The 21,211-nt window shown below is 43.6% G+C and carries 14 protein-coding genes; 9 read left to right on the top strand and 5 right to left on the bottom strand.

Going from position 1 to position 21,211, the window contains the following annotated elements; genetic code table 11:
* The first annotated feature begins 36 nt into the window (after positions 1 to 36).
* The 3 genes from pbpC (at position 37) to N473_RS03520 (ending at position 3,617) form a co-directional block, all read left to right on the top strand.
* Positions 37 to 2,217 carry a penicillin-binding protein 1C gene (gene pbpC, locus N473_RS03530; RefSeq protein ID WP_231099515.1) on the top strand — a complete coding sequence of 727 codons (2,181 nt, stop codon included), beginning with the start codon at positions 37 to 39 and terminating at the stop codon, positions 2,215 to 2,217.
* Positions 2,218 to 2,377: 160 nt separating this feature from the next.
* Complete coding sequence (locus N473_RS03525; protein ID WP_063366748.1) at positions 2,378 to 3,007, top strand: hypothetical protein; 630 nt, start codon at positions 2,378 to 2,380, stop codon at positions 3,005 to 3,007.
* Positions 3,008 to 3,260: 253 nt separating this feature from the next.
* A complete protein-coding gene (locus N473_RS03520) occupies positions 3,261 to 3,617 on the top strand; it encodes a RidA family protein (protein WP_039611960.1) in 357 nt (118 codons plus the stop codon).
* Positions 3,618 to 3,656: 39 nt separating this feature from the next.
* On the opposite strand, the gene N473_RS03515 is transcribed toward N473_RS03520, so the two are convergent.
* Positions 3,657 to 5,042 carry a PLP-dependent aminotransferase family protein gene (locus N473_RS03515; RefSeq protein ID WP_063366747.1) on the bottom strand — a complete coding sequence of 462 codons (1,386 nt, stop codon included), beginning with the start codon at positions 5,040 to 5,042 and terminating at the stop codon, positions 3,657 to 3,659.
* A gap of 95 nt (positions 5,043 to 5,137) precedes the next feature.
* On the opposite strand from N473_RS03515, the gene N473_RS03510 reads away from it, so the two are divergent.
* Entirely contained in the window at positions 5,138 to 5,758 is a 621-nt protein-coding gene (locus N473_RS03510; RefSeq protein WP_231099514.1) for a LysE family translocator, read from the top strand.
* Between the two features lie 11 nt (positions 5,759 to 5,769).
* Positions 5,770 to 6,192: a GNAT family N-acetyltransferase gene (locus N473_RS03505; protein WP_063366746.1), complete on the top strand. Its 423-nt coding sequence runs from the start codon at positions 5,770 to 5,772 to the stop codon at positions 6,190 to 6,192.
* A 90-nt stretch (positions 6,193 to 6,282) separates the two neighbouring features.
* Here N473_RS03505 and N473_RS26085 read toward each other — a convergent pair whose 3' ends face one another.
* Entirely contained in the window at positions 6,283 to 6,429 is a 147-nt protein-coding gene (locus N473_RS26085; RefSeq protein WP_155735523.1) for a hypothetical protein, read from the bottom strand.
* Positions 6,430 to 6,819: 390 nt separating this feature from the next.
* On the opposite strand from N473_RS26085, the gene N473_RS03500 reads away from it, so the two are divergent.
* Together N473_RS03500 and N473_RS03495 are read left to right on the top strand one after the other, a co-directional pair.
* On the top strand, positions 6,820 to 8,859 hold the full coding sequence (locus N473_RS03500; protein WP_063366745.1) for a S9 family peptidase: 2,040 nt from the start codon (positions 6,820 to 6,822) through the stop codon (positions 8,857 to 8,859).
* 135 nt (positions 8,860 to 8,994) lie between these two features.
* On the top strand, positions 8,995 to 9,564 hold the full coding sequence (locus N473_RS03495) for a hypothetical protein (protein ID WP_063366744.1): 570 nt from the start codon (positions 8,995 to 8,997) through the stop codon (positions 9,562 to 9,564).
* Positions 9,565 to 9,625: 61 nt separating this feature from the next.
* Here N473_RS03495 and N473_RS03490 read toward each other — a convergent pair whose 3' ends face one another.
* The gene (locus tag N473_RS03490) at positions 9,626 to 10,732 is read right to left on the bottom strand and encodes a LamG-like jellyroll fold domain-containing protein (protein ID WP_063366743.1); all 1,107 of its coding nucleotides are present in this window, start codon (positions 10,730 to 10,732) and stop codon (positions 9,626 to 9,628) included.
* A gap of 177 nt (positions 10,733 to 10,909) precedes the next feature.
* On the opposite strand from N473_RS03490, the gene N473_RS03485 reads away from it, so the two are divergent.
* The gene (locus N473_RS03485) at positions 10,910 to 12,151 is read left to right on the top strand and encodes a right-handed parallel beta-helix repeat-containing protein (protein WP_063366742.1); all 1,242 of its coding nucleotides are present in this window, start codon (positions 10,910 to 10,912) and stop codon (positions 12,149 to 12,151) included.
* A gap of 735 nt (positions 12,152 to 12,886) precedes the next feature.
* On the opposite strand, the gene N473_RS03480 is transcribed toward N473_RS03485, so the two are convergent.
* Complete coding sequence (locus N473_RS03480; protein WP_063366741.1) at positions 12,887 to 18,421, bottom strand: response regulator; 5,535 nt, start codon at positions 18,419 to 18,421, stop codon at positions 12,887 to 12,889.
* Positions 18,422 to 18,664: 243 nt separating this feature from the next.
* Here N473_RS03480 and N473_RS03475 point away from each other — a divergent pair, with 243 nt between their 5' ends.
* A complete protein-coding gene (locus N473_RS03475) occupies positions 18,665 to 20,185 on the top strand; it encodes a response regulator (protein ID WP_063366740.1) in 1,521 nt (506 codons plus the stop codon).
* A 4-nt stretch (positions 20,186 to 20,189) separates the two neighbouring features.
* On the opposite strand, the gene N473_RS03470 is transcribed toward N473_RS03475, so the two are convergent.
* Entirely contained in the window at positions 20,190 to 21,209 is a 1,020-nt protein-coding gene (locus tag N473_RS03470) for a CocE/NonD family hydrolase (protein ID WP_063366739.1), read from the bottom strand.
* Positions 21,210 to 21,211 lie beyond the last annotated feature (2 nt).

The following is a 21,211-nucleotide window of genomic DNA, read 5'->3' as shown; positions in this document are numbered from 1 at the left end:
CCCCGACAGGGGCGCTTACCACTGTGACTTGGCCAGATGACATTAAAAAAAACCCTACTTATCGCTTTATCAACCCCGTTATTCATGGTGATGACCGCGATCGTTTGGCACACCAGTAACCCATTGCCACCGATGTACCCGGGAGGGCCTGCAACCCTTATTACTGCAAGTAATAACAAAACATTACGTTCATTTGGTGATAAACAGGGCGTGCATCGCTATCACGTCACGCCTAAAGAAGTGAACCCTTTTTATTTACAAGCCTTGTTACATTACGAAGACCGATGGTTTTACCAGCACTATGGCGTGAATCCTTTTTCTTTGCTGCGCGCAGCTGGACAATGGATAAAACATGGTCGTGTGATTTCTGGTGGTTCAACTATCACTATGCAAGTTGCACGTCTCATCGACCCACACTCCAGAACAGTGGGTGGCAAGCTGCATCAAATCGCCAGAGCAATTCAGCTAGAATGGTATTTTAGCAAAGAAGAAATACTCACTTTTTACCTTAATCTCGCGCCTTTTGGCGGGAATGTCGAAGGCATAGCTGCCGCCTCACATCGATACTTCGCTAAAGCGCCACATCAACTCACTAAAAACGAAGCCGCATTGCTGGTTGTGCTACCACAAAAACCTTCCCGCTATCGCCCAGACCGCTACCCCACCAAAGCAAAAGCGATGCGCAATAAAGTTTTATCGCGCCTCTATCAAGGTGCATTACTCAACTCAGCGCAATATCACTTGCTCATTAAAGAGCGCGTCAACCTTCACATAGGGAAGCAACCATTGCTAGCCCCTTTGCTTGCACGTTACTTAAAGCAACGCTATCCGAACCGACATAAGCTCCAAACCACAATAGACTATTCACTACAAAAACGTCTGTCGACATTACTGCACCGAACCAGTCAACGCCTGCCACATAAAGCATCGGCAGCCTTGGTTATTTTACATAACCCCAGTGCACAGATCCGCGCTTACCAAGGTTCTGTTAACTTTCTCGATGCCAGTCGCTTTGCCCACGTAGATATGGTGCGAGCAACGCGTTCTCCAGGCTCAACCTTAAAGCCTTTTATTTACGCTCAAGCACTGGATTTAGGGCTCATCCATAGTAAAAGTTTGCTCAGTGATATCCCCGCAGATTTTGATGGCTATAAACCGCAAAACTTAAACGGCACCTTCAGTGGGCCTGTCAGTGCACAGCATGCGCTGCAAAAATCCCTTAATGTGCCAGCGATTCAGCTGCTCAATCGCATTACGCCAATGCGGTTTGAGCACACCTTAGCCCAAGCAGGTATTCATCTTACACACAAACAAGCGAATTTATCTGTTGGACTAGGTGGAACAGGTACCCAATTACTCACCCTAGCGAAACTCTATCGATCGTTAGCAAGTGACGGGCATGTCGCGCCATTAAACGTGCTCAAAGACACTGTGAATAGTTCAGCATCAGTACAGATATTAAGCCCACAAAGTAGCTGGATCACCTTTAAAATGCTCAGCGCACAAAGTGCCCCAGATCGCGTCGTGCCTTCGGTACGACGTCAAATTGCATGGAAAACAGGCACAAGCTATGGCTATCGAGATTTTTGGGCTGTGGGTGTCAGCCGTGACTATACAGTCGCTGCCTGGGTTGGCCGCCCTGATGCAAGCCCAATGCTAGGTTACCTCGGCGCGACCCAAGCCGCCCCTTTGATGTTCGATGCCTTTGATTTACTACCACCAGACCAGCAACTGTTAACGAAACCTGCCTCGGTAACCAATACGCTCATTTGCTGGCCAAGTGGATTAGCACTTGAGCACATCCCAAACAATCAATGTGAATCTCAACATCAAGCACTCACAATCAACCATATGACACCACCAAGTATGGATATTTACGGCGACTTTACGACAAACATGAGTTGGCCAGAAAAGCTCGCTCACTGGCTAAACAGAAAACAAATCAATTATGGTTCTACCACATCACACAATACAGCTCTGTCGGTGCCTGATTATTCAATTGCCATCACTTCTTTAAGAAGTGGTCAGCACTACTATCGCTCTCAACTTAGTACCCTTACTTTAACCTCTTCGCACCCTACGCAAGTGAATTGGTTTATTAATCATGAACCCATTACCAAGCCGCAGATTGAACTGAGTCAATATTTAGGTGAAACTACCGTCTCCGCCTGTATCAACGCACACTGCGACCAGCAAACTATCTACATACACCCTTGAACGGATTGAAACTGTTGCTTTTTACCTAAAATAAACACACATCCATCTCCCTTAGTTTAGAAAAGTAAGGTGAGTCTGCTACACTCAGCTCATGACTGTCGTCTTTATGTCATAAAATGTGACAGCCTAAACTAACAGATTGAGAAAGGTGAACTAAACCGTGTCAACAGATCCTTGGAATGTATTAGCACTGGCGCCCACTTCAGATAGACAAGTAATTGAAGCAGCGTATCAGCAAAAACTCGAAGACTTAAAAACTGAATCCGAAGAAACTCGCGCTGAACAAGAACAAGTAATTCATGCCGCATATCAAGCCATTTTAACCGGCCTCGCTGAACCATTTTCTCCAGCCGCTGATAGCTTGGCAGATCCACTGTTTAATGAGTTTAACGATGAGCTGAGTGACCTTTTAAACAATGCACACCGACATACTCAGCTTTCTGCATGGCAGCTACTTGTTGATCATCCAGCTTGCGAAAACGTCTCACTAAGAAATGATTTAGCCGCGTTGGTATTTGATAAAGTGTTAACGCATCAAAAAACGTGTCAAGTTGACAAAGAAATGATATCCAGCGAGGTCCTTATTTTTCTGACCGAGCAACTCGAGTGGGCTTCTCGTGATGATTTAAAAGCACGATATGGAGAAGGCTTTTACTATCGAATGACACAACAAGAGATCCCTCAACAAGAAATCGTGCCTGAACCTATTGCTGATACTGGCAATCTCGCCAATATTTTCATTGGCCTCACCATTATTTGTGCCATTGGCTTGCTGATGATATCAGTGTAAATACAGATTTGGCCGGTTATGCTTCACTGGCCAAATTAAACGTATCGAATGATCTCCCACTGATGCTGCTAGAGCAAATACGGGTATCTGCGTTTTAATTAATCACCCAAGTTTAATTAAGTGACCAACTTCCCATATAATATTGGACATGTATACTGCTAGGCGTCCAGTTTGGAAGCCAAATTGACGATATAACCTAGTACAAACCAATAAATCAGCGCCAAATACACAGGCCGACTAACGAGGAAAAAACATGAGCATCACTCGTAAACATACTAACCAGCGTATGAGCCGCATTGTAGTACATAATGATACTATTTATCTGTGCGGGCAAGTGTGTAAAGACGCAACACAGGGCATCAAAGAGCAAACACAAACCATGCTCGACAAAGTAGATGCGTTACTTGAAGAAGCAAATAGTGATAGAAATCATATCTTAAGCGCAACAGTCTACATCAGTGACATGCAGTACTTTGCACAAATGAATGAAGTGTGGGACGCATGGGTGCCTGAAGGGCATGCGCCAGCGAGAGCCTGTGTACAAGCGGCTATGGCAAGACCAGAATTACTGGTTGAAGTCTCTGTTATCGCAGCTGTAAAAAAAGACTAATGACAGATTAATTAGCCGATTTTCATCGGCTAATTAAAGTTATATCACCACATCCGAGTTGACTAAGATACCCTGTAGTACCGAGTCAATGCGTGTGATGGCAAAATCGAAGGCTTCGCGGGTAGTCGGCCCACCAAGCGTAAAGCGGATCCCGTTTATATCACAAGCTTCATGAGGAGAGGCAAAGACATCAAGTGTACGTACCTCAACTAACTGCGCTTTGAATTGCCCTGCCACATAATGCATATTTAGATTTTCAGGCAAATACCAACACACATTCAAGCCAAAAAATATGGCTTCAAACCCATATTGCCGGAGCCCCCTATCTAAAGCGGCTTGTCGATAACGGATTTCCTCAGCCAACTTACTCTGAACATGCTGATATTCTTTGCTTTGTAATGTACGCATCAGTAATTCAAAGTTCATCATTGATACCGACCAGCACTGTGCATGCACTGTATTAATCACAGCCTGTTGCCAGAGCAAAGGGGTCAACATGTAGCCCGCGCGCAGCCCGCCGCTAAAATATTTTGAAAAACTGGCCAAATAAAAAACCCGGTCGGGTGCTTGCTGCCACAGTGGCAGTCGCCACTTTTCTGGCAAGCAATAATTCACATCGTCTTCAATGATAAAAAAGTGATACTTACGGCTCAATGCCAATAACGCGTGCAATGTGTCTTCACTGTAGTGCACATTAGTCGGGTTTTGACAGTTTGGTGTAATATAAATTGCTTTAACTGAGTGCTGCTGGCAAATAGACTCTAACCTTGCTAAGTCAATCCCTTGTGCATTAACAGGCACACCTTTTGAGTGCAGTGTTAAACTTTTACATGCTTTGAAAAAACCAGGGTATGTGAGTGCCTCATGTAATACTAGATCTCCTGGTTCGCACAAAGTCGATAAACAACTATAGATCCCCTGTTGCGCGCCTTGGGTAAAAATAACGTCATGCTGTTCACAGGCAAAACCACGTTGCAATAACCAATCTCGAAAAAACCGCTGGTGTCTTGGAAGGCCATTCAGCTTGTAAGTCATTAGCTCACTTAGTACCGAGTGACTTTGTGACAGCGCTTGCATCGCTTTTGCAATAATACTGTCTTGGCCCATTAGAGGCTGTACACTGGCTGCTAGGTCACTAATTTGTAACTCATGATGAGCGCTATTATTTCTTGATACATAGGTCCCCGCCCCTAACCTTGCACGCACATAGCCTCGCTGCTCAAGTAAAACATAAGCTCTAGTCACCGTGCCATGCGTGATTTTCAATGCATCGGCCAATGATCTTTGCGCCGGTAAACGCTGTTCAAATATCAGCTGTTTGTTATCTATCGACTGCTCAATCAACTCTGCCAACGCCATGTATTTTGGTTTGGTTGCTGCCAGTCGCAAAAACAATGCCTCATCGGGCTGCCAAATTGTACTCATAACAATAAATTAATTGATGTCTATTTGTACTCATGACAATAATTAAATATGAAACAAATAGCAACAATTGTATTGATACAATTAAGGAGTTAACTTTGCCACTGGTTGAACTATTTACCCTTTTTCCTGCATTGGTGTTATTCAGCTTTGCCGCATCTATCACGCCTGGGCCAAATAATATTTTACTAACCTACTCAGGATCGCAATTTGGTATAAAAAAAACGCTACCACATATTGTTGGGATCCGTGCAGGCATGACCCTCATTCATGTCGCTATGTTAATGGGGCTAGGGCACCTTGTATTGGCAAACCCACAATTGCATTTAACCTTTAAACTCTTAGCGACTGGCTATATTGTCTATCTGGCTTATAAAATTGCATTTAGTCCAACGAACTCACATAAGTTGCAACAGCAAAACCAACCACTTTCATTTATACAAGGGGCCTTATTTCAGCTGATCAATCCCAAAACCATGGCCACCCTGCTGTCTTTAACTACCGCCTTAACACTGCCTGGCGACTACTATTGGCACTCCGCCCTACTTGGAATACTGGTCTTTAATGTGGTTGCCTTGGGCAGCGGTCTAAGTTGGACTTATTTTGGAAAGGTGCTCAGTAAAAAGCTACAAAATCAAAAACACATGCGCAGATTTAACTATGTTATGGCTTGCCTACTACTCGCTTGTTTGCCGCTTATCCACATCAGTACTTTATAGGAGTTCATGTTATGCAGCTTGTTAATCGACTCACAAAATCCCAGTTTAACGATGCCTATCAATTTTTATCTAAAAGAAGTTATTGGAGCAAAGGGATATCACAAGAGAAATTACACATCGCATTTGAAAACTCGCTCTGTTTTGCCCTAGTACAAAACACACAACTCATTGCATTTGCACGGGTCGTCACAGACTATGCGACCTTTGCCAATCTACTCGATGTGTTTGTTTTAGAGCCATATAGAGGTGTCGGGCATGGTAAGCAACTCATCGATGCAGTTGTCACACACCCTCAATTGCAAGGGCTAAGACGGTTTACACTTGCAACTCATGATGCACATACTTTGTATCGTCAATTTGGCTTTAACGACGTTGAAGCTCCCCAATTTCTCATGGAACGCTACATACAGTCGGCCTACTCATCACAGTCGTAATCTCTGTTATGAACGAAGTGTATGGGCTTGCAATATAAATAGGTGCGAAGCTTCGCACCTAACTCAACGTCCTTTGATCATAAATGGGGGTTATTTACCAGTATGTGTTTCTGGCTTACATGGAAAATAGCAACCAGTGATCACGGCACCACCAGCCACTTTGTCAGTCTGGTGGTGGCTCACCACTTTATGAGATAAATTTGCCAACTTTTTTGTTTTAAGATTAAGTTTCATCATTATTTCCTTATTGAATTAAATGCTTATACCACCAAAGTGGTAAGCATAAGATATCCATTTAAAACGGAAACTCAAGAAATAAATTACCCCAAATTTTATTTTTCACGGAATAAAAGATTATTAACTAAACAGAAAAGTGCAATATGATAAACAGTCTGAAGAACGGTTTTATATCACCAATCTAGATGCTGCCTATCCCGCAGCGCTTATTATTCAATTCAGACATAAAACTACTACTTTAGTCTTATCAACAATGGTAATTCGACTAAACTTGATTTCGATCAAGCGAGTCCCATTCGACTACATGCTTGGTCAGCCTATCTCATAACACTTGTGTATCACAGGATTCACTTTTATGTTAGAAGCAATCAAAAATAATAGATTTTACTTATGAAACCAATCACAACTCTTGCCCTAAGCGGCGTGTTGCTCGCACTTGCCTCAACAGACAGTTCAGCGAGTACTACAACATTTAAATCTGATGATATCTTTGCACTCGAATACGCTGCGAGCACACAGATAAGCCCTGACGGTAAAAAAATCGTTTATGAACGCAGTAGCTATGACATTATGCATGATGTGCCTAAGCGCACACTCTGGTTATATGACATCGCGAAAAAAAGTCACTATCCTCTATTTGCCGATCACCATAGTTATGGTCAACCTCGCTGGTCTCCTGACAGCAGTAAAATTGCCTTCACTAGTAACAGCAGTGGCTCCCGCCAGTTACATGTCTATTGGGTAGCACAAGACAAACAAGCAGTATTAACACAGCTTCCAAAAGCCATTGGAGATATCACGTGGTCGCCAGATGGTGAACATCTCGCGTTTACAATGAATGTGCCTCAAGGTAAGTCTAAATTTGCAAAATCAGTCAAATTACCAAGCAAACCAAAAGGCGCAGAGTGGTCAGAGCCCGTTAAGATCTTTGAGAAAGCAAGATATCAAGCGGATGGACGCGGCTACTTAGAGCCTACGTTTAAACATGTTTTTGTCTTGCCAGCAAATGGAGGCACACCAAGACAATTAACCAAAGGTGACTTCCAGCATAGAGGCCCACTCGCTTGGAGTCCTAATAACCAACACATCGTTTTCTCATCTGATCAACACCCTGAGTGGGAATATCGTACAACAGAGACAGACTTATATCAGGTCAATGTCACTAACCAAACGCTCACGCAACTGACTGATCTGCCCGGTGCAGAATACAGCCCAACCTTCTCTACCAGAGGGGATAAGCTGGCATTTATTAGTCGCGGTAATGCACCTGTACCTTACATCAATAACCAGTTAACTTTAATGTCGATTAAAGACAGTAAACTTAAAACCTTAACCGATGAGCTAGATCGCTCTGTTGCAGATTATCAGTGGGCTGGTAAAGGTGACTTTGTAATTCAATATGATGACCAAGGTAAACGCGTCTTAGCAACTGTTTCCTCTCGTGGCAAAGTTAAACCCATCGTTAATGATGTTTCAGGAACGACCCTTGGACGCCCTTATGTGAGTGGCAATTTTACTATGGCAAATAATGGTGCATTAGCCTATACCCAAGGTAACAGTAAAGCACCAGCCGATGTTGCTTATTGGCGTAAAGGTAAAACGACCACGCTAACACAATTAAACCAAGATCTATTGACACATAGAACACTGGGTGAAGTACACGAGCTTAACTATAAATCGTCGTTTGATGGCGAGCAGATCCAAGGCTGGTATATCACGCCTCCGAATTTTGATAAATCCAAAAAATACCCTCTGTTAGTGGAGATCCATGGCGGACCACATTTAGCATACGGCCCACACTTTAGTGCTGAATTGCAACGTTATGCCGCTGAGGGATATGTCGTAGTTTACGTCAACTACCGCGGTTCGACCAGCTATGGTGAACGTTTTGCACTGCTTTTAGATGGAAAATATAGCTCCAAAGAAGACTTTGCAGATCACAACTCTGCTGTTGATGCCCTCATTGCAAAAGGCTTTATCGATGAGAACAATCTCTTTATCGCCGGCGGTTCAGCAGGCGGTATCGCGACAGCTTATGCGGTCGGTTTAACAGATAGATTCAATGCTGCCGCTATTACTAAGCCTGTTATTAACTGGATCAGTAAAGTGCTGACAGCCGATAGCTATCTTGGACAAATCCGCAATCAATTCCCTGGACTACCTTGGGAAAATCTGGCGCATTATTGGCAACGTTCGCCATTATCGCTGGTTGGTAATGTTACGACGCCATCATTGATCATGACAGGTGAGCTGGACAGGCGTACGCCCATGTCTGAGTCTGAGCAATTTTACCAAGCATTGAAACTGCGTAAAGTGGATACAGTTTTGATACGCGTTCCTGGCGCACCGCATGGTATCGCAGGACGCCCCTCTCGTATGATTTCAAAAATTGAACATACACTGGCTTGGTTCGAGCTGTATAAAAAGTAGCGCCTCAGCATAGCGTTAAATTGCCGGGTTATCCCGGCAATTTAACTATGGGAGGTATATCCCTATTAGACTCAACAAAAAGGTGGATTTGCCGATATAGAGGATCAGGCATGCAAACACTGATAAGGAATCATCATGTTATCGAAAATCCTCCAGCATACACATATCACGTCACAGCAAAATCAGAGTGAAACACAAGTCGCCTCATATGGCGCTCGCCACAAAATAACAACGCCGTTACCTGATAACATCCTCAAACCAACGCCTAAAACTCCCTCGATATATAGAGAAAATAACGACGAAAAAGAAGTAAAGCCACCCATTATTACCAAAGAGCTAGACCAAGAGGCCGCAGGGTACAAAAGACGAAACCCAGTCTTCAAAGAGCAGTATGAAAACTTGGAAAAAGTCGTTGAATTGCTACAAGAAAAAATACGTAACTTACAAGAAGAAATCAATGAGCTCAAAAAGCCGCCACTTCAACGGACTTTAACATTCCATCAGGATCCCACCGCAACAGCCGAGCAGCTCACTGACAACGAACAGCTATCTGAACATGTTGGCAGTCAAGCCTATAAAAATACAAAAGAAGAAGAGCAAATAGAAATACTTGAGCAGCAGTTGCAAAAGCTAAAAGGACAAGAAGCTGAGATCCGCACAGAGATGATCAATCTCATTTTAGAGGAGCGTAAAAAATCTAAATAACCAACGCTACCTCATTGAATTACATGGACAGGAATGTTCAACTCTGTCCACAAGCCTTCGTTTAAATGCCGCCTTTACTTCCAGAGCCGCTACAACTACGACTATTACCCATGACATGCTGTTGACGAATTTCGGATGGGGTCAGTACCCGATGATATAATGCAATTTCACCGATTGCCCCTTTAAATAGCCCCGTTTTAAAAGAAGAGCGACTGCCAATCCTCAGTGGCATTTCGTTACTGAGCGAGCCTTGTCGTCCAGTTGGATCAAACGCACTATTAAGTTTCCCATTAAGGTAAAAGCGGATCCCTTTAGCGCGATCTCTATCGATACTGACAGCAACATGATGCCACTGCCCATCAGCAACAAAGGCTTCAGAATCGTAAAACGTGCACGAGGAGTCCGGCTCTTGGCAATACCAACTGCCATCTCCATCGGCAAGCTGCAATGCCAAGAATCCATCATCAACATAAAACGCGTAACCTTGTACATCAGATACTTGGTCCTCATAGCGCTTATCTACAATAATGTGCTGGCCAATCGATGAGGTCTTTACCCACGTTGTCAATGAGAAGTCTCCTGTACTGACATCCAATTCAGAGTCAAACGCCTCAACATAATCATCAAAACCGTCAAGGCAAAATGCTAAATCCGATTTTTTATTAGCCAACGTTATGCTGTCTCCAGCATGCACAGACAGTTGATATTGCTCACTTTTCAAAACTTTTGGTGTGGACAAATACAACCAGCTCAGCCACACCGCTGAAACCACTATCAATAACAAGCCACTAATAACAAATGGCCAAACATTCAATGTATTTTCGGTAGAGTCTAGCTTAACAGGTTGGGCGAGTAAGTACCCTTTACCCCGGATATTCTTAATGTGTTCTTGTTCATCCAAGGCTAAAAAGGCTTTTCTGAGAATGCTGATCCGCTGCTTAACATTTTCATTGCCTGTCACTACACCTTGCCACACTTTATTTTGCAGCTGGTCTGCTGCCAAAGGACTATGCTGATGCTCCACTAAAGTTAAAAGCAACGAAAAAGAAAGCTCCGACAACGGCTGACTCAAATCATCCTTGTGTAAAGTTTTAGTGTTTAAATCTGCATAAACAGCGCCAATCCATAAACCTTTACATTTTTCTAAACTTAATTTTTTTTCATCCATAAAAAATTTATCCATATATATCAAAGGGTAATACTTACCGAATTTCGGTAAAAGTAATTTTACTCTTTATTTACCCTATTTTTCTAGTGTTTTTTGTTTGTTGTTACCAATATAAACGCAAATTCTTATTCACTTTGAATCAACAATAAATTCAAACATTTGATAATGGAGTGTCCAATGACGAATACAAAAAAAACCACTAACACAGCTGTATTGCTGATTAATATACTCATAGCTGCACCTAGTTTTGCAACCGTCATCACACAGAAAAACAAAATTGATAAGACCTCTAACTTACAATGTGATCATTACATTAGCAGTCAACAACATTTAATAGATGGCAATAATATGTCGCTTAACCCTGGTGATACACTGTGCCTCGAATCAGGAATGCGAGGCCCACTCAGAGTGAAAAATGTGCATGGTTCCGCATCAGCCCCCATCATCATTCGTAATCAGAACGGTGTCGTCACATTCACACCTTACGAATACAGTATTGCAATTGAAAACAGTCAATGGCTCAGGCTCACATCCAATGCCGTTGAAGGGGAGTCAGAATATGGTTTGAGACTAGGTGGCACATTAGGTGTTGGCGGGTTAAGTGAACACGTCGAAATTGATCACTTAGAGATTTATCGTGCCAGATTTGCGGGTATGTTGATAAAAACAGATCCGACTTGCGATACGCGTACATGGGCTGAAAACTTTACCATGACAGGCCTTCGCATTCACAATAACTATATTCACGACACCGAAAGTGGTGAGGGCATGTATATTGGTTATACTGGTAAATCACGCACTCTAATGTGTGACAACGCCTTAACGACTGTCTACCCCCACAAAATCCAAGATGTGCATATTTTTGATAATAAACTAGAGAATATCGCGGCTGATGGCATACAGCTTAATTCTGTAGAAAGTAATGCGTACATTACCAACAACACTATTTATCGCACAGGTGTTAGTCCCTTTGATCCACACTGGCAAAATACCGGCATTCAAGTCGGCGGCGACAATGTCGAGGTAAGAAGTAATTTGATCTACCGCAGTGGCGGCAACGGTATGATGATTGATGGAGATGGAATTAAAGTACTGAACAACCATATTATGTACGCGGGTGAAAACGGCATCTTTGCTCGTAATGCGGCTCAGCAAGATAACAGCATAAGCAACGGTTTGGCACATGCTTACAAAGGGAATTTAATTGTCCACCCGGGTAGCTACGCACTGAAGCTATATGCGATCAACACCCAATCTGCACACCTTATCATTGAAAACAGCATAGAAAATGACGGTGCACTGGATAGCGCTGGCCGACCGAAGACTTTTTCTTACTTAAATGATGCGGTACTTCGCCACGAACTCAATAACCATCACTACGTGACCCAGTCAGCATACCAAAGGGCTCATACAAAGTAGGTTGTAATGTAATCGTCTCGCTGAGCGTACCACCTTGTCAGATACTCTTTGACAGGTACGCTCAGCATTTTTACGAAGCTGATAGGACTTCAATAGTTTTGCTGAGCGTGCCGCTTGTCATCCTTGCCAACATACCTGACTGGCGCGCTCGGCACCTCTATAACAGACATGAATATGTCTACAATATTTGCTGAACGTGCCGCTTGTCACCTTTGCCCAACAAACCTGACTGGTACGTTCAGCATCTTTTACAAAAGATATAAACATATCAACAAAATTTGCTGAGCTTGCCGCTTGTCATCCTTGCCAACATACCTGACTGGCAAGCTCGGCATCTCTATAACAGACATGAATATGCCTACAAAATTTGCTGGACGTGCCGCTTGTCACCATTGCCCAACATACCTGACTGGCACGTTCGGCATCTTTTAAAAAAGATATGAACATATCTACAAAACTTGCTGAGCTTGCCGCTTGTCATCCTTGCCAACATACCTGACTGGCAAGCTCGGCATCTCTATAACAGACATGAATATGCCTACAAAATTTGCTGGACGTGCCGCTTGTCACCATTGCCCAACATACCTGACTGGCACGTTCGGCATCTTTTAAAAAAGATATGAACATATCTACAAAACTTGCTGAGCGTGCCGCTTATCATCCTTGCCAACATACCTGACTGGCGGCGCGCTTGGCACCTTTACTCAAGGCCTACTCCCGCTTATCCACAATAACTTAGAACGACTCTGAAGCCTCGAGTTCTGGTTTAATTTGCGCGAGTAATTCCTTGGCAGTATCAAAGTCATAGTCATCAATTAATGTCGCTAATCGTTTAAATTTATCAACAAATTGTGTGCCGTCATACATAGGTAGTAACTCACTCACCAAATCTATTGCGTCAGTATCGTAGTCCTCAAGTAATGCTGTTAATTGAATTAACTTTTCCGCGACTTGCTGATCGGATAGGTGCGCATTTTTTGCGGCGTCAGAGTCGCTCGCAGTTCCCTCACTACTTAACACTTGTTGTATTGCAAAAATTAATGGCTCTAACTTTTCATGGACCTGATTTAAGGCAGCTGTATACTCGCCTTTATCAGCGCATATTTGCTCTAGCTCCCCAGCGGCTGACTGCACATACGTAGCACCGATGTTGCCTGCAGTACCTTTAAGTGTATGTGCACAGCGCATCGGCGCATCAGGATCGGTATGTTGCTGTTCAAGCGCTTCTTCAAAGTGTGCATGGAAATGCTGCTGGCGATCAACAAACCGGATTAATAAACGCTTAAAGAGTGCGACATCCCCTTGAGATATCGATTTTGCGATCCCCGAATCAATACCTTCTATGTCTGGATAGCCCGCTTCTGATTGCACGTTTGGCTGCACAATATCAATTTTGGCTGCTTCAGACACAGCGATCCACTTTCTTAGCGTCGCAAACATTTTATCTATATTCAGAGGTTTACTAATAATGTCATTCATCCCACACGCAAGCGCAGCCTCTTGATTATCCATCATGACGCTGGCTGTCATCGCAATGACAGGCAAAGACTCAAATTGACTTTGCTCCCTGATCTTACGTGTCGCGGTGTATCCATCCATTACTGGCATTTGGCAATCCATCAATACACCATCAAAACGACTGTTTGCCAACATCTCAAGGGCTTGCTGACCATGTTCGGCCACCTCCACTGTAATCCCCTTACTCGTCAACAGAGTAACCGCAAGCTCTTGGTTTAGATCGTTATCTTCAACCAATAACAAACGCGCGCCAGCCAACTGTTGTAGCTTGTGCTCGCCTTGCTCATTATGGTGCTCAAGCTGCTGAGTACTTAGACCCAATGCGCGCTGTAGACCCAAGTACACATCTTCAGCTAAAAATGGTTTCACTACATAGCTACTGCGTTCAAACTCACGCAAATAGGTATCCACGTTTTGCATTTCATACAACGGCATTAATACACAAGGCACATGGGGGTCTATGTGGCGTATCTGCTGTACATAATTCCGTGTTTGCTCAAGCCGCATATCGATGAAAATGACATCTTTATCTACCAGCACACTAGATAAATCAACGATATCAGAAGAAGCTAAAGCGTGCGCTTCAATATCAAAACGCGATAGGCAGGAAGATAAATAACGGCTGGCGCTGAAATTGTCATCAATGATCAACGCGTGCCTTAATTCAAGTTTGTCAATGGCTTCGGGCTCATGCAAAGCATCATCAAGCACCAGTGTGAAACTAAATGTGCTTCCTACCCCCTGTGCACTTTGGCAATGGATCTCGCCATGCATTAATTCAACCAGCTTTTTACATATGGCCAATCCGAGGCCTGTTCCACCATATTTGCGTGTAGTCGAAGTATCAGCTTGCGAGAAAGAATTAAATAGCTTTGCTTGCTGCTCTTCTGACATACCGATGCCAGAGTCAACCACAGCAAACTTTAATGTCAGTTCTCCAGCCAATTGCTGCTCCACACGCACATCTACCAATACCTCTCCGCCTTGCTCAGTAAATTTAACGGCATTACTCCCAAGGTTAAGTAAAATTTGTGATAAACGTAACGGATCTCCTATTAGCTTGCTGGGCACGGCAGGATCAATATGAGCACAGAGCTCTAACTCTTTCTCCTTTGCTTTAACCGCAATCAAATCCAAAGCACTACGCAATGTGTCTTCAATACAAAATTCAACTTGCTCAATATCAAGCTTACCCGCTTCAATTTTAGAAAAATCTAATATGTCGTTAATGATCCCTAACAACGATTCTGCACTGCGATGGATCTTTTCGACATAATTGCGCTGCTTAAAATTCAAATCGGTTTCTAACGCAAGGTAACTCATACCAATAATGGCATTCATTGGTGTGCGGATTTCATGGGACATGTTGGATAAGAAATCAGACTTGGCTTGCGTGGCGCTCTCTGCACGCTCTTTTGCTTGCTTTAAGGCCGCCTCTAACCCTTTCGAGTCGGATATATCCATATGTATACCAAACATTTCCTTACGCCGACTATCTTGATTCACAAACACACTTTGCCCCATGCTCAAAATCCACTTCCATTGCCCGTCCGCCGTTTTCATACGTAACTCACAGCGGTATGTCTCTGTTTGTTTTGAAAGATGGGCCTGTAGCGCATTTTCGACTATGGCGAGATCATCAGGATGGATCAGCTCGCGCCAGCGGTTAATGGTATCGCCATAACGCAGCTCAAGTTCACCCTCTTGATACCCCAGCATGGTTGACCAAATACCATTGGTGACAAGCAGATCACTTTGGCAATCCCACTCCCAAGTACCGGCATTTGCCCCTTGCATTGCTAAATCAAGCCGTTGCTCGGCCTCTTTTAACTCACTATAAGACAGTGAATTTGCCAGTGCGACGGCCACATGGTTAGCCACTGAACGTAATACGTTTAAATGGACTTCTTTGTACGCTCGTTGTTTATTTGATTGTACGGTGAACACACCTATAACTTTGCCATCTACAATGAGAGGGGCACAAAATACCGACTTGGTTTGTTCACCATAGAGATTGTTACAAGCTTTAAGCCCTACCTTCTGCCAATGGTCATCCGTCGCCGCATAAAACTCTTGCCCACTCGATACGCAATAGACATCAGCACTACTCACCACTTTGGTGTGACTTTCCAGAGCTTCATATAACTCACCTTGCTGCATCGCATAAATGTAATCGATATAGTGTTTTTCAGGGTAAAACACCCCTATAGCAAAAAATTCGCAATGCAATATATCAGTGAGATGGGCATAGATAGTTTCGCTTATCACGTGCATGTCATAGGTCGCAGCAACTTCTTTACCGACTTCTCCTAAGACCACAATATCGCGTGTCCGGCGAGCAATTTTGCGCTCTAACTCAATACTATTTTCACGTAATTGCCTCACTCTGAGCCAAAACCCTAATAGTAGAATAAGCACCACTAGCACCGGCATTAAGACACGAAACCACATCGTTTGATACCACGCAGGGACACTGATCACCTTAAGCTCAATCCCCACCTGATTCCAAACACCATGATTATTGCTGCCTTGGACACGGAAACGATATTCACCCGGCGGTAATTCCCGATAGTTAACGATGTGCTCTGGGGTAATTGCGCTCCACTTATCGTGATAGCCCACCAGCCAAGTGCGGTAGCGGTTATCGTCCGTTGCTTGATAATCAAGCGCTGCGAAATGAATGGATAAGTTTTTATCTCGATGACCTAAGCGGATCTCACCATTCGTTATCTCTATCGGCTTACCATCAATAAACGCTCGAGTGAATGCGACAGGCGGGGCACTGGTGTTGACTTTTACATCTTTGGGGTTAAACCCCGTAATGCCATCAATGCTGCCAAAAAGAATTTGCTCATCATTAAAAATAAAAGAACGTGCTAAAAAATGGTGATTTATTAAACCGTCATTGGTGGTAAATTGATGGAAAATACCGTAGGTGGGATCAAATTTAAACACCCCACTGGCGCTGGCAAACCACAAAAAACCATCTCGGTCTTGCGCGATTGATTTTACTGCAAAGTTCACTTGTGAAGCGGTATTCTCATACTGTTTGAACTGCTGTGTCGCAATATCGAACCGCGAGATCCCCAAGTTCGTTGCCAGCCATATTTGCGCACCTTGCTGCATCACATGCGTCACATAATTGCCATTTGGGCCAACTTGCTCTCCGTGCGCTGTATACTGCACAAAGCGTGAAGTGCTTGGATCAAGTCTAAACACCCCCTCTCCATCGGTGCCGGCCCAAATCATTCCTTCACTGTCATAGAAAGTAAACTCTAGGTCTTGTTCATTCAAGAAATGTTCTACTTGATTGGTTTCAATATCAAGGCGTGTCAAACCACTTCTCCCTGACAATACGACCCAAATGTAACCTTGCCTATCAAAGCTTATGTGCTCTACCGAGCGACGCGCGTCCTCCAACCAAGGTAATGGTACTAAGCTCAAGGATTTAGCTTCCTCATCGACCCGATACAAACCAAAGCTAGTTGCAGCAAACAGCATACCTGCTTGATCTCGTGCCATGCTATGAACACGTAATCGATAATTACCTTGTAATGTTTGTGCATCGGCAAATGGGGTAAACTTTGACTTACCATCAAAATGCACCAAGCCACGACCTGTCCCCAGCCACACACCGCCATGCTTGGCATCTTCAATCGTGAGCACTTGATTAAATAACCCTGACAGCAATTGATCGTTTAAAAAATTCTGCCAAGAAATAAATGCGGGTGGGTTAGGAAACACTTTTTGCACACCCGAATATCGTGTAGCGGCCCAGAGTAGTCCACTGTCATCTATCAAAATTTGTCGCACATCGCGATTTTGTAATAATGTAAGGTCACCACCCTCAACAACAGGAACAAATTCATTTTCGCGAGGAGAAAAACGATACACCCCTGCAAAGGTCGCTAATAAAATATCCTCATTAAAATGATGTAAGCGCGTCACGCTCGGCAGCGTGCCTGACGTCAAGTTATATATGCGGTACTCTGCGGTTTCGGGATTAAACAAACCAAAACTGGTACGCGTCGCCACCCATACCCTGCCGAGATCATCGACTGAAACCTGACGCACCTCAGCATGATCCAATGATTGTGGCGCTACCCCATACCCTTGAAATTGACCAGTATTTCTATCCAGTCGATACAAACCGTTAGATGTACCAACCCATATATCCCCCTTACTGCCTTCACTGATACTCCAAACCCGATCACTGCCTAAGCTATAGGGGTTATCTGGTTGTGGCATAAAGCGTTCAAAGCTTTGTAGATCTTCTTTTAGTCGGTTCAGTCCTCCGCCATTAGTACCCACCCATAAAGTCCCATCACGGCTTTCAAACAACGTCTGCACTTTATTGGCCCCGAGTGAAGTGGGATCCTGCTCATCATGTTTAAAGTGAACAAAATGCTGCTTTTCTCGGACAAATAAATTTAATCCACCTCCCCAAGTACCCGCCCACAATCTTCCTTGGTTGTCAAAAAGGAGCGTCCCTACGCTGTTTGCTGACAAAGAATTGGGATCATCCGGATTATGATTAAAGCTGACAAATTGATAGCCATCATAACGCTTCACCCCATCCGCACTGCCAAACCACATAAACCCTTCAGGATCTTTCGAAACCGCGTAAATTTGTGGATTGGCCAATCCATTGTAGGCCGAAATAGCCTCTACTTTTACCTCATCTGTGCCGATGGCACAGTCAGCGTAAACACAAAAACTAAGTAAAACTACATACAGCCGCCAAAGGCGCATATCTGACTCCTTGCTTCATCTCAATGACAAACCGAAACATGTGCTTTCCTCATGCTCAGTTAGCATAGTGCGTACTTTTCAAATTGGGTAAGTGTATGCATAATTATTAGACACTTTTCGATAACATGTGCAAAATAAGAAGAGTTAATTTTTGTCTACCAATCACTCAGTTATGTAGTCGCGTGTCAAAGACAGTCAATTAGCCTGTAATTTTCATTTAGCAAATTTGGCGCGGAGAACTCTATGTCTTGGAGTGACAATCATCAATCAATTACGGTTTTAATTGTTGAACCCCACGAAACCATTCGATCTATGATAGCCAGCACAGCTAAGAAGCTTGCGCCAGAGGTTACTGTGGTCCAAAGCTCGAATGGAGTAGATGCAAGGGAGAAACTCAACTACAACGACATCCAGCTGATCATATCTGAATGGAAGTTGCCCAAATTAGAGGGGATTTCACTGCTACAATATGTGCGCAGCAATCCTCGTACAGCACAAATCCCCTTTGTAATGACTTCTGCGACCATAGATCAAAGTAACGTAATGCAAGCTATTCAAAGTGGAGTATCCGAGTACATCGTCAAGCCTTTCTCTAGCCAAATCTTATTATCCCGCTTACAACGGGCATTGAGTAAGCCTGTACGGCCGATGAATGCAGTAACTACTGAGCAATCAGAACAAAAAGAACATGTCACACAAGTATTAGTGGTCGATGATGTTGCCGACAACATAAAAGTGATCAGCGATATATTACGTAAAGACTATAAAGTTAAAGCGGCACTCAATGGCAAAAAAGCACTGCAAATTTGCGCTATGGAACCACAACCTGATTTGGTACTACTGGATATTATGATGCCAGACATGGATGGTATTGAAGTCTGCAAGCGCCTTAAAGCCGATCCGAATACGCAGCATATTACGGTGATATTTTTATCCGCATTAGAGCAAACAGAACATATTGTAAAAGGCCTTGAGCTTGGGGCTGTGGACTACATCACCAAACCGGCCAATCCGTCCATTGTGCGATCACGGGTAAAAGCACACTGCCGCGCCATCGACTCTAATCGCCTGATGCGTGCGCAAATAGATACCATGATGGAAAATGCCAAACTCAGGGAGCAATTTGATACCGTAAACCAACAAGAAGTGGTCTCGCCCATAAAAGAAATACAAACCGCCAGCAACTCATTGTCAAACCACTTAAACGATCCCCAAAAAGCACAGCAATATTTAGACTTTATTCAGCAAAATTGTCAGCAATTACAACTACACTTGGATAATATGCAAGCGTTACAAAAAATTGAACGTAATGAATATGAATTGAAGCCCACTACACAGGCCATACACAACCTATTAGATAAGGTGTTGCTAGGATTAAGTCATATCATTTCTAATCAGCAAATCAACATCACCAACTCTGTGCCTGCTGACTTAAAGATCCGTGGAGAACAGCAACTCCTATTCGCGTTATTCACCCATTTAATACAAAACGCTTTGGAGGCCTCTACAAAAAATAAAGCCGTCACCATCAGCGCCCAAACTGAGAGCCAATTTCACATTATTGAAGTGCACAACTCAGACCCCATTCCGCAACAAATACGGCATCAATTTTTAGAAAAGTTTGTCTCCCATGGCAAAGGCAGCCGTTCAGGTTTGGGTACTTATACCGCTAAAGTACTCACAGAGCAGCAAAAAGGCTTTATTGAATATCGCAGTGATGAGCAATCTGGCACATCCGTTTATGTCAGTTTACCCATCGCCTAATGCGCTATTGAACCAAAGGTAATGACACCGTTTGCGTCACATCAACGCTAGGTTTTAACCAAGGTATGTGAACATAACTGGGGTAATTTTCATCGTGCAACACGCTAATAGTAGCGGCAGTCGCTTGCGCCATGGTTTGAAATGACACGGGTAATCCACTGTTAAAATGCTTTTGATGATGCCATTTTGCTGAGCGAAGAATAAACCTCAATTTGCAGCCTTTTTCGATGTCCCTTGCCACCCAATCAAAATCGTCCAACTTAAGCTCAAAAGGCGTTTGGATGGGGGTTGAAACGGGCATAGATAAACTTTCTCGATATTTAACGCGCCGATATGCTTGGCTCAATAGACGCACAGCCTCATCTTTGCATACTTCAAACGCATCTAAGTAGATATCTGTATCCACAACATCCATTTTCAGCCAGATTGAGGCGTTAAATTGGCCGAACAACCTGCTTGTTTTGGTCAATGAAGAGGTTTCAAAAACCACATAATCGCCCCCCTTTTGAGGCAAGTTGACTGTGCCTGTCATATCCAATTTTATTGGTAATGTCACCGCAGCTTTAGGATCATACACATAGCGACTTTTAGCCTGCTGATTGGTATCTGTGTTCACCAGCAAGTTGCGCAATAAGACCCGCTCTCCTTTTGAGCCAGATTGCAGTGGTTCTTGTCCAAACCAATACCCTGCCTTTTGCACATATTGGATCACGGGTGAGTGTAAATACGCTGGTTTGCGCTCACCTTTTAAAGTCCAATCAAACCACTCTAAATACAGCTTGGGCATATCAATCAAAGAATGGGACGAAAATTGCGCTTCATGAACCCGACTTTTTGGTTTTCTCGTCCCACTGTGATCCCAAGGTCCCATCACTAAATAATGATGTGCAAATACGCTAGGATCTCCCCATTGTTGATGAAGTTTGTAATACTTTAATGTGCCGCGTTGATCACCATCATAATGACCCGTGATGGACAATATCGGTGTAGATATGGCCGCATAATCATTGCGATTAGGCACCATAT

The organism is Pseudoalteromonas luteoviolacea CPMOR-1, assembly GCF_001625685.1.
GTDB lineage: Bacteria > Pseudomonadota > Gammaproteobacteria > Enterobacterales > Alteromonadaceae > Pseudoalteromonas > Pseudoalteromonas luteoviolacea_K.
This window is presented reverse-complemented; position numbering and strand designations above follow the sequence as displayed.